This is a genomic window from Skermanella sp. (genome assembly GCF_059503625.1).
This window is the reverse complement of the sequence record NZ_JCACHA010000786.1, coordinates 1-9,512: the sequence shown is the minus strand read 5'-3', so window position 1 is coordinate 9,512 and position 9,512 is coordinate 1. Positions and strand designations below refer to the sequence as shown.

General features: G+C 62.6%; 8 protein-coding genes and 1 other RNA gene. 5 read left to right on the top strand and 4 right to left on the bottom strand.

Going from position 1 to position 9,512, the window contains the following annotated elements:
* On the bottom strand, positions 1-313 hold a 313-nt coding region (locus AC5JJ6_RS27690), incomplete at its 3' end, for a DUF4926 domain-containing protein (RefSeq protein ID WP_496045154.1).
* A 31-nt stretch (positions 314-344) separates the two neighbouring features.
* On the opposite strand from AC5JJ6_RS27690, the gene ssrA reads away from it, so the two are divergent.
* Positions 345-744: a transfer-messenger RNA gene (gene ssrA / locus AC5JJ6_RS27685) on the top strand.
* Positions 745-1,046: 302 nt separating this feature from the next.
* Here the strand turns inward: ssrA and AC5JJ6_RS27680 are convergent.
* The 3 genes from AC5JJ6_RS27680 to AC5JJ6_RS27670 form a co-directional block, all read right to left on the bottom strand.
* A complete protein-coding gene (locus tag AC5JJ6_RS27680) occupies positions 1,047-1,748 on the bottom strand; it encodes a VIT1/CCC1 transporter family protein (RefSeq protein WP_496045153.1) in 702 nt (233 codons plus the stop codon).
* 77 nt (positions 1,749-1,825) lie between these two features.
* Positions 1,826-3,160 carry a DUF2254 domain-containing protein gene (locus AC5JJ6_RS27675; RefSeq protein ID WP_496045152.1) on the bottom strand — a complete coding sequence of 445 codons (1,335 nt, stop codon included), beginning with the start codon at positions 3,158-3,160 and terminating at the stop codon, positions 1,826-1,828.
* Positions 3,161-3,264: 104 nt separating this feature from the next.
* Positions 3,265-5,424, bottom strand: coding sequence for a sensor histidine kinase (locus tag AC5JJ6_RS27670; RefSeq protein WP_496045151.1), 2,160 nt, complete (start codon positions 5,422-5,424; stop codon positions 3,265-3,267).
* A gap of 538 nt (positions 5,425-5,962) precedes the next feature.
* On the opposite strand from AC5JJ6_RS27670, the gene AC5JJ6_RS27665 reads away from it, so the two are divergent.
* The 4 genes from AC5JJ6_RS27665 to AC5JJ6_RS27650 all read left to right on the top strand — a co-directional run.
* A complete protein-coding gene (locus AC5JJ6_RS27665) occupies positions 5,963-6,397 on the top strand; it encodes a curli assembly protein CsgF (protein WP_496045150.1) in 435 nt (144 codons plus the stop codon).
* Positions 6,398-6,445: 48 nt separating this feature from the next.
* Positions 6,446-7,582, top strand: a complete 1,137-nt coding sequence (locus AC5JJ6_RS27660) for a CsgG/HfaB family protein (RefSeq protein WP_496045149.1) — start codon at positions 6,446-6,448, stop codon at positions 7,580-7,582.
* Between the two features lie 132 nt (positions 7,583-7,714).
* Positions 7,715-8,842: a hypothetical protein gene (locus tag AC5JJ6_RS27655; RefSeq protein ID WP_496045148.1), complete on the top strand. Its 1,128-nt coding sequence runs from the start codon at positions 7,715-7,717 to the stop codon at positions 8,840-8,842.
* A gap of 140 nt (positions 8,843-8,982) precedes the next feature.
* Positions 8,983-9,512: hypothetical protein (locus tag AC5JJ6_RS27650; RefSeq protein WP_496045147.1), on the top strand; the 530-nt coding region annotated here is incomplete at its 3' end.

Below are 9,512 nucleotides of genomic sequence, written 5' to 3'. Positions count from 1 at the left end.
CATATCCGGCTCCATCGCCATGGACCATCACAACCCAGCCCACGTCTCCGGCTTCCAGCCCTTCGTCGGGTAGGCTTTCCGTCAGTACGACGGGATCAAGTTCCTTGATCACTGCTGACCTCCTCGCGCCGGATAGGCTGTTACCATTTTCGGGACGATGGTACCGGTTGCGACGAACCAAACCACTATTATCCGCGTCACCCCCCTTCAGCACCAGCGACAAGACGCCTTCGCCCGCAAGGATGCGATCAAGCGGGAACTTCTGGCCCTGGTCACCGCGCCGGCCCCGAATACCCCGGCATGATAGATCCATTGAGGCCCCGTCAGGGGGCTTGAAGTCCCGACCGATTTCTCCTATCTATGGGTCAGCATTGCAGAGCGGCCTTCGGGCCGTTCGAGACTGCGATCATATAAGACCTGGCGGACGGGGGCTGCAATGCCCCCCGCCTCCACCAAAAGACCTCGTGATGAGCGAGGCATGGTCTTCGGACCATCAGGCCAAACCTCCTTTGGAGTTCAGGGCTTGTCCTATGGGGGCGAATTAGGATCGACGTGGGTGAATAAGGGTCGTTTAGATGCTGGGTGAGGTACGCCCGCTGATCCCCTTCGGGGTGAAGCTCGTCCGACAACTTGTGAATGTCGCAAATGACAACCACAATGCTCAGGATCTCCGCGTAGCTGCCTAACGGTGGCCGTGGTGAAACTAGGCGGGGCTGGAATGGCCTAGCAACAGAATATTCCCAGGAAGGGCGGGGGCAACCCCGCCCTTTTTGCTTGGGCCGACGCTCCCTCGCCCCGGCTCCCCTGCTCCTACCACAGGCGCAAACTCAGGCTGTCTCCTCCACCTTTCCGTCATACCAAGACTTGATCTTGGTATCTCCTTTCAGGAGATTAACGGGTGACATCTGGACTTCAGGTTGAAGTCCTCACGTCAGCTTTCGCCGGGAGATGCCAAGATCAAGTCTTGGCATGACGGTGAAGCGAAATAGAATGCCCACATGACGCGCAGGAACGATTTTAATCAGAACTTATGTGGCCCGCCCCCGCTACACGACGGTCCCGAACACCGCCCCGATGCCGGCGGTCAGCGCCATCGCCGCTGATCCCCAGAAGCCCACGCGTAACGCTCCCTTGACCGGGTCGGCCCCGCCGGCCTGGGCGCCGATGGCGCCCAGCAGCAGCAGCAAGGCCAGTGACGCGACCGACACCGCCGGGATCAGCGTTCCGGCCGGCGCCACCAGCACCGTCGCCAGCGGCAAGCCTGCCCCGACCGCAAAGGACGCTGCCGAGGCCATGGCCGCCTGAACGGGACGCGCTGTCGTAATCTCGGTAATCCCAAGTTCGTCGCGGGCATGCGCCCCTATCTTGTCGTACGCCGTCAACTGCACGGCGACCTGCCGAGCCAGATCCGGCGTCAGTCCACGCCCGATATAGATCTGCGCCAGTTCCTCCAGTTCCGCGTCGGGATACTCGTGCAGTTCCTTCGCTTCCTTGGCGAGCTCGGCCTGCTCGGTATCGGCCTGCGAACTGACGGAGACATACTCCCCCGCCGCCATCGACATGGCGCCCGCCACCAGCCCGGCGGCGCCGACGACCAGGATCTCCCTCGGCTCGGCATTCGACGCCGCGACGCCGACGATCAGGCTGGCGGTCGAAACGATGCCGTCGTTCGCCCCCAGCACTGCCGCCCGCAGCCATCCGATGCGTTCCAGTAGATGGTTTTCCCGGTGATGTCTCAGCCGCGCCATGAATTACCTTTCCCTCAGGGCTTTCCCCTGCGGCCTTCCGCTTCGGACCATACCGGGTTCATAGCACGGAAGCCCGCTCAGGATACGTCCAGCGCCGCAAGGCTCCTGACCACCGTGTCGTAGCGGATGGAAATCGCCATCGCGTCCGCCTCTTCCTCGACGGAGCGGTGACCGGCGGATGCGATCATCCCGGCATGCCGGGCCAGGGCGTCCCGCTGCTGCGCGGTCCGGCAATGGCAGGCCAGTTCAGTCAGCGAATCGAGCATGTGGATCAGGACGGCGGGAGAGGTCGATGCCGACTGACGCAGTTCGTTGTAGGCCCGGTCGACCAGCCCGGTGAACGTAACAGGCCGGGTCATGAGCCTCGCCACGCCGTCCTCGTCCCGGTGGACGACAGGCTCCATGTCGCGGCGCATCACCAGCGAGATCGACGTCGCCAGCCGGTCGATCACGGCGACGGCGGTATAGGGGTCGTTGATGCCGGGGGACAGGGCGCGAAGCCCCACTTCGACCATCTGGCGCATTGAGAACTCAAGGTCCTGGGTCGGCGTGCGTTCGGCGCCCAGCACGATGGCGTCGGCGATCTTGCCGGCCAGTTCGTCGCTCGCCCGCTCCTGCGGCAAGACCAGCACATGGCGTCCGCCGGCCAGCAGGTGCGAGCCGCCGCGAAAGCGGAGCGTCAGGGTCACGTCGTGGTCATGGGCAAGCTTGACCAGCTCCGCATACTCGATGGCCTGGACATAGCCGCCCTTCGGCAGCCCCAGCGGCTTGCCGCCGGCCTCAATCGGGACATCGGTCTCCGGCCGGGTATCGCGGGGGGCGACGGCGCCCGCTTCGGGCAGAAGCCGTTCGATCAGGTCGTCCATCTCGCCGCCGACACGATTGACCACCGTATCCGATACGATCGAGCTGGCAAGGTGATGCACATAGAACAGCAGCAGGAAGACGCAGACCAGCGACAGCACGCTGCCCAGCGTGATCGCCACATGGGGCACGTTGTCCACCGAGAGCTGATCGTCCACCCGGCGATAGACCAGCAGCAGATAGACGATCGTCATGATGAAGAAGCCCAGCGACGCCTGCGTCCACTGGTTGCCGATGAAGCTGCGGATCAGGCGCGGACCAAGCTGGCTCGCCGCCAGCGTCAGCACGACCATGGTGATCGAGATCGCCAGCGTCGCCATCGTGATGATGGAGGACAGCAGGGTCGACAGCAGGTCGCTGGCGCTTCCCGGATTGCCGCTGTAAAGCCACCAGACCCGCTCGCCGTCGGGCAGAAGATCGCTGTCTATCCGCAAGGCCAGAACGGCGATGACTCCGGCACCCAGCGTCATCAGGACCGGTATGAACCACAGGCTGGTCTTGAGCCGAAGCCACAGGTTCAGCAGCCGGTCGTATTTCGTAGCGTCCATGGGCGAACAGCCATCCGTTGCGCGTCCGGGATCGGATCAGGTCATGAACCCATCCGCCGTCCCTCCGTTCCCAGATTGGCCCGGACCGGCCCGGATGGCCCGCTTCAGGTTGAAGCCACCTCCCAAGCCCGCCCGGGCGGCGCGCCGGCGCCGAAGCCGGAGAAGCGGTGCGCCTCGACCGACACCGCCGTCCGGTACCCGGCCAAGGCTCTGACCTCGATCGTGGCGTCGATCTGGTCCGCCAGCGCCCTTAGCAGGATCAGCCCCAGCCCCGCGCCGGGCGAGGTCCCGCCGGGCGCCGTGTCCTCCGCCGGACCCGGACCGTCGTCCGAAACCGTCAGCACGACGCGGCCGATCTCGGGCCGGTGGTGCAGGCCGATCCGCACGCATTCATTCCCGCCGCCGGCGCAGCCGTGCTTGAGGCTGTTGATCACCAGTTCATGGGCGATCAGGCCCAGCGGCAGCGCGGTATCCAGGTCGCAGCACAGGGGCTCGGCATCCACCGTCAGCTTGACCGGCCGGTCCAGGTAACTTCCCCACAGCGTCTCGCACAGCCGGCGGAAGTGGTCTGTGATCCTGACCTCCGCCACGTTGTCCGCCGTATAAAGGTGCTGGTGGATCGACCCCAGCACGGCGATGCGCTGGCCGATCAGGTGCATGCGCTCGCGGGCTTCGGGATTGTGGCGCAGCCGGTTCGATTCCACCTGCAACAGCCCGCAGATGGCCTGAAGGTTGTTCTTGACCCTGTGATGCACTTCGGTCAGCAGGATATCCTTCTCGTGGAGACAATCGCCCAGCTCCTGCATCAGGCGGATGCGGTCGGTGATGTCGATCATCGTGCCGAGAAAGCGCGCAGGCAGCGTCCGGTTCTCGGCCACACGCCCCCGGATGTCGATCCAGCGGGTTTCGCCGGCCCGGTCTACCGTGCGGATCTCCATCCGCATCTCGTCCAGGGTGGATATGGTGTCCATCGACCTGCCGAAATATTCGCGGTCGTCCACGTGGACGCGGTCCAGGATAGCCGCAAGCCCGATGGCGCCGTCGATGTCCAGGATCTCCCGGCACCGGTCGGAACAGATCATGGCGCCGCTCTCCATGTCCCAGTCCCACATCCCGACCTGCCCGGCTTCCACCGTCATCCGCACCTGCTCTTCGCGCTCCCGCAACCGGCGGACCAGCAGGTCAAGCGACTGGCTGAGCGATTTCACTTCGGCATAGTCGTCGGCCAGCGGGATCGATACCGGGCCGGACACTTCCATAAGGCGGTCCGCCGCCCGCCGGAGCCGCGCCAGCGGCGATGCCAGCCGCGACGCCATGAACCAGCCGAAGCCCAGCGACGCCAGCAGCGTCGCCAGCCCGGCCATCAGGATGCTTTGCCGCAGAGTCGAAACCGGCGCCAGGGCGACTTCCAGCGGTTGCCGCGCCAGTATGGTCCAGCCCAGGCCTGCATATTCCCGATGGCCCAGGCTCCGGGCATAGCCGACGACGTAGTCCCTGCCGTCGGGCCAGCGCTCGACCATCGACCCGCCGCCGTCGGCCCGCGCCGCCCGGATGCTGGCAAGGTCAAGCGCCGTATGCCGAAGCCCCGCCGGCCCCAGGATCACCTGCCCTTCGCGGGTGACCACCAGCACCTCCGCCGCTTCATGGCGGGCGGCATCCACCAGAACGGAGCGCTCGACCTCCTCCGCCCATTGCCAGTTCAGATGGGCGCCCAGCACGCCGATGGTGTTGCCGCCGGCATCGACGACCGGCGCCGCCACGTCGACGAATCGCGGCGGCTCCTCCGACGGTTCGGCCAGCAGCTTCGCGAGCAGCAGCGCTTCATGGACGTCGCCGGCATGGATTGCGCGCAAGCCTTCCTGGAACCACGGCCGGGCGCCGACATCCTTGCCCTCCAGCAACCCTCCGGTCGATGCCACGACCGTTCCTTGCGCATCGGTGAAGCCGATCCAGGCATAGAGCGGGTATGTCGCCTGAAGCCTGTTCACCAGCGAGCGCCAGCCATCGGCACTGCCGGGGCCAAGCAGATGCTTCGTCAGCGACGCCGCGACGCCGATGTCGCGGAACCGCTCGAACATGCCGGTATCCAGCTTGTCGCGCATCTGATGCGCGACTTCCGTCAGCATGGCGCTGCTGCTGCGCTCGACCTGGCGCGATGCGATCGCTCCGACCAGCATGCTGATTCCGGTGACGACGACGGACGAGAGAATGGTGAAAGCCACGATCAGCTTCAGTCTGAGCGATGGACGATAGCCGGATCTCACTGGAGCACTCCCGAATTCAGCATCGTCATGAGCAGCCCTTTGCTTGTTACCGCTTCCAGCGTTCCAGAAAAGATTACGCTACATAGCTGAAGCTATTTGGAGCGAACTCGAAAGTAAATATCCTAAAGGTCAATGCTAGTTTTTCTGGTTTTTCAACAAGCATCAGGCAAATTTATTTCTATTTCGACATCGAATTCATGAAATCATAGTAAATTTAGTTAAAGATATAACGGGTTCGGCAGCGCGATGTCGGGCGGCCTCTCTTTGGAAGTATGCTGCGCCTCCCCCGTCGGCACGATCCGCATCCCGTCCGCCTGACGTGAACGGATACCCAATCCAAGCGGTCCTGAAGGCGCATGAGTAAACTTTCGTTAAAACTTTATAAAAATCCCGTACCTCTCTTCCACGGCTTGGCTGTTTCTACCCATATCGGTATTTTCAATCTCAGAACACGGCGGGACGCAAAACAAAGCGATCCAAAAATCCGAACAAATAAAACAATAGCCAGCCGGACGCGGGCTGAGCGAGGAAATGACAAATGGCTAAAGTATCGAATTCCCTTATCGCAGGCACCATTTTATTGGTCTGCTTGAACGGAACCGCCGCAGCCGGTCAACTCACTTACCGGCCGATCAATCCTTCGTTTGGCGGCGATCCTTTCAACTCCGCACATTTGCTTGGCATCGCCAATGCCAACGACCGCTACAAGGACCCCGACGCCGTCGATATCGAGGAAGTCCTCAACAACATCGATTTCGGCACCGCCGGCGCCACGACTGCCGGCACGGCGGGGACCGGAACCACGGGAACCGCCGGCAACGGCGTCCTGACCGACGGCATCGGAAACGGCACCAGTTCCGGCACCGCCGGCGCCACCGATACTACCACGGGGACAAGCAGCGGCACCGCCACGCGAAGCGGTCTCGGCCTTTCCATTACGCCGAACTCCGACGGAAGCTTCACGATCCGCTGACATCAATGCCGGATTTTCGGCAATTTCCTGTGAAGAGAGTTTTCAGTCATGCGTATTTTCCGCAACCTACTGCTCACCGTGGTGAGCAGCGCGGCCCTGGCCGCCTGCGCCCAACCCAATAGCCGCCCGGAACTGGCCTTTTCCCAGCCGGCGGAAGCCGAGATCAAGACCATCAACCTGGATGAACTCCAGGCCCTGCCGGAACCGTTCCGCAAAGTCGCGGTCGCCGTCTACAAGTTCGAGGATTTGACCGGGCAGAACAAGCCCAACGAAAACTTCTCCGAATACAGCCGGGCCGTTACCCAGGGCGGCACATCCATTCTGATCAACGCTCTGGAACGCGCCGGCAACAGGAAGTGGTTCACTCCGGTCGAGCGGGCGTCCCTGCCTTCCCTTCTTCAGGAACGGCAGATCATCCGGGTGACCCGCGAGGAATACGGCGGAAAGGACCTGCCGCCGCTGCCCCCGATGACCTATGCCGGCATCATGCTGGAAGGCGGCATCATCGGCTACGACAGCAATACCATCACCGGCGGCTTCGGCGCCCGGTTCCTCGGCATCGGCGCGAACGCCGACTACCGCCGCGATACCGTCACGGTCTTCCTCCGCGCCGTATCGGTCCAGTCCGGCGAAGTGCTGAAATCGGTCAACGTTTCCAAGACGATATATTCAGCGGCCCTCCAGGGCGGCGCCTTCCGCTTCGTCGATTTCAAGAAGCTGCTGGAAGTCGAGACCGGCATCACCACGAACGAGCCGGTCACCCTGGCGGTCAAGTCGGCGGTCGAGAAGGCCGTCTATACCCTGGTGGTCGAAGGCCTGATCGACAACTTCTGGCGGCTCAAGGACCCCGCCCAGACACAAGGCCTGATCAACAAGTACTGGGCCGAGCGCGACGGTATCTACAACGTCCAGACCGTCAAGACTTCGCCCGGCGACCTCCAGGTCAGCCCGCCGCCGGCCCGGTCGCCCTCCCCCGATGCCAACGGCGAGGAAAAGCTGGCTCCGCCCCTGACGCCCGGCGTCCCCGCGCCGACACCGGGTCCGACATATATCGTGCCGGGACAGACGCCCAATCCGGGCGGCCGGATCATCGCACCGGGCGCCGTCCCGATGTCCGCTCCCGTGGAACATCAGGCACCGGCCCCGCAATCGGCCGAAGCGCCGGTGGCCCAGCCCGCCTCATAGCAAGACCTGGTACCGGGAGGTCGAATCCAACCTCCCGGCCCTGCCCAAGATAATATTCGTTAGGACATTTACAAAAGTCCAATGGGCGTTTTTGCCCTGATCCTAACCAGCAAAAATGGAAAATATCAAATCATGCGCAGTATTCTGCTTACTTCAGTTGCTATATTCACGCTGACCTCGGCAGCCCTTGCCGATAACAACGATGCCTACATCCTCCAGGTCGGCGGCGGCAATAATGCGACCCAGGATCAAACCGCGGTCGGCAACACGGCGGCGGCAGCCCAGTTTGGCTTTGGCAACGTGTCTGCACAGACCCAGACCGGTGTCGGCGAGACCGCCGTCGTCCAGGCTGGCCACGCCAACAATGCCGTTCAGACCCAGGACGGCTGGATGAATGCAGCGGCTGCCATGCAAGCCGGTAAGAACAACACCATCACCCAGACCCAAGCCCATAAATCGGCCGGCAACCTTGCGGCAGCGGTGCAGGTCGGCCGCAACAACACCGTTACTCAGAACCAGGGCATCACCGGCGAGTCCGTCACTTCCATTCAGAAGATCAACGCGTCGGGTAAATCCCTCGGCGATCCCGAAGTCAGCAATGAAGTCTTCGACGTGCCCAGCTTCTCGTCGGCGGCAGTCGCCGTCCAGGCAGGCAAGAAGAACGTAGCGACGCAGACCCAGTTCGGCGCCTACAACCTCGCCAGCTCGATCCAGGTCGGCGCCGGCAATACCATTGCCCAGTCTCAAGGCACCATGACCAAGAGCACGACCAAGACGGACATCTTGGTCGAGAAGTCCAACAACGGCAAAAACGAGGACAAAGATAAGAACAAGAACAAAGATAAGGATAAGGATAAGAACAAAGATAACAGCAGCGTCAAAGACGGTGAGAAGACCGTCACGATCGACATACCCGCGCCGGCTATCCATTCGGCTGCGCTCGGCTTTCAGATCGGCAAGGACAACCGGGCGACTCAGACACAGACCGGCATGAACCATGAAGCGGTGATCCTTCAGGCTGGTATCGGGAACATCGGCAGCCAGTATCAATCCTCCATGGAGAACTCCGCACTGGCGGTTCAGGCCGGCATCAACAACACCGTGACGCAGAATCAGTATGGCTCCTTCGGCGACGTTGCGGCCATGCAGATCGGCGCCAAGAACACCGTCAATCAGAAGCAGGAAACGACCAGCTACAACGACAACGCCTCGGCGATCCAAGTCGGCTTCAAGAATACCGCGACGCAGACCCAGAAGTAATCGCTCGGCAAATCATTCAGGCCGGTCGGCGGGGGTTCTTCATCACCCCCGCCTCTCCCCGAAAGACCATTCGTTTGGACCGATAATCGGCTTCCACCGGGCAATTTCGCCCTGTTCTTCCCAAAATAGAGGCTAAAGTCATGCGTAATCTTCTTCTCGCTTCCGTTGCTTTCGTCACCCTGTCCACCGGCGCCGCCCTGGCCGGCAGCAACGACGCCTATATCCTTCAGGTCGGCGGCGGCAACGACTCGCTCCAGACCCAGTCCGGCTACGAAGGCGTCGTCGCCGGCGCCCAGCTCGGCCTCGGCAACGAGTTGAACCAGACCCAGGAAGGCCTGCGGAACTCCGCCATGTCGCTCCAGGTCGGCATCGACAACAAGGTCGAGCAGACCCAGGAAGGCCGGCTCAGCACCTACAACGAAGCCGCCGCGGTCCAGATGGGTATCGGCAACTCGGTCAAGCAGAAGCAGGTCGGCGGCTTCAACGACGCACTGGCAATTCAGGCCGGCGTCAAGAACTCGGCCGAGCAGGACCAGTACGGCATCGGTCATGACGCCGTGGCGATCCAGGTCGGCGGCTTCAACCGGGCCGAGCAGGATCAGTCGGGCATCTACGGCCACGAGGCTTCCGTCCTTCAGATCGGTATCGGCAACTACTCCGAGCAGACCCA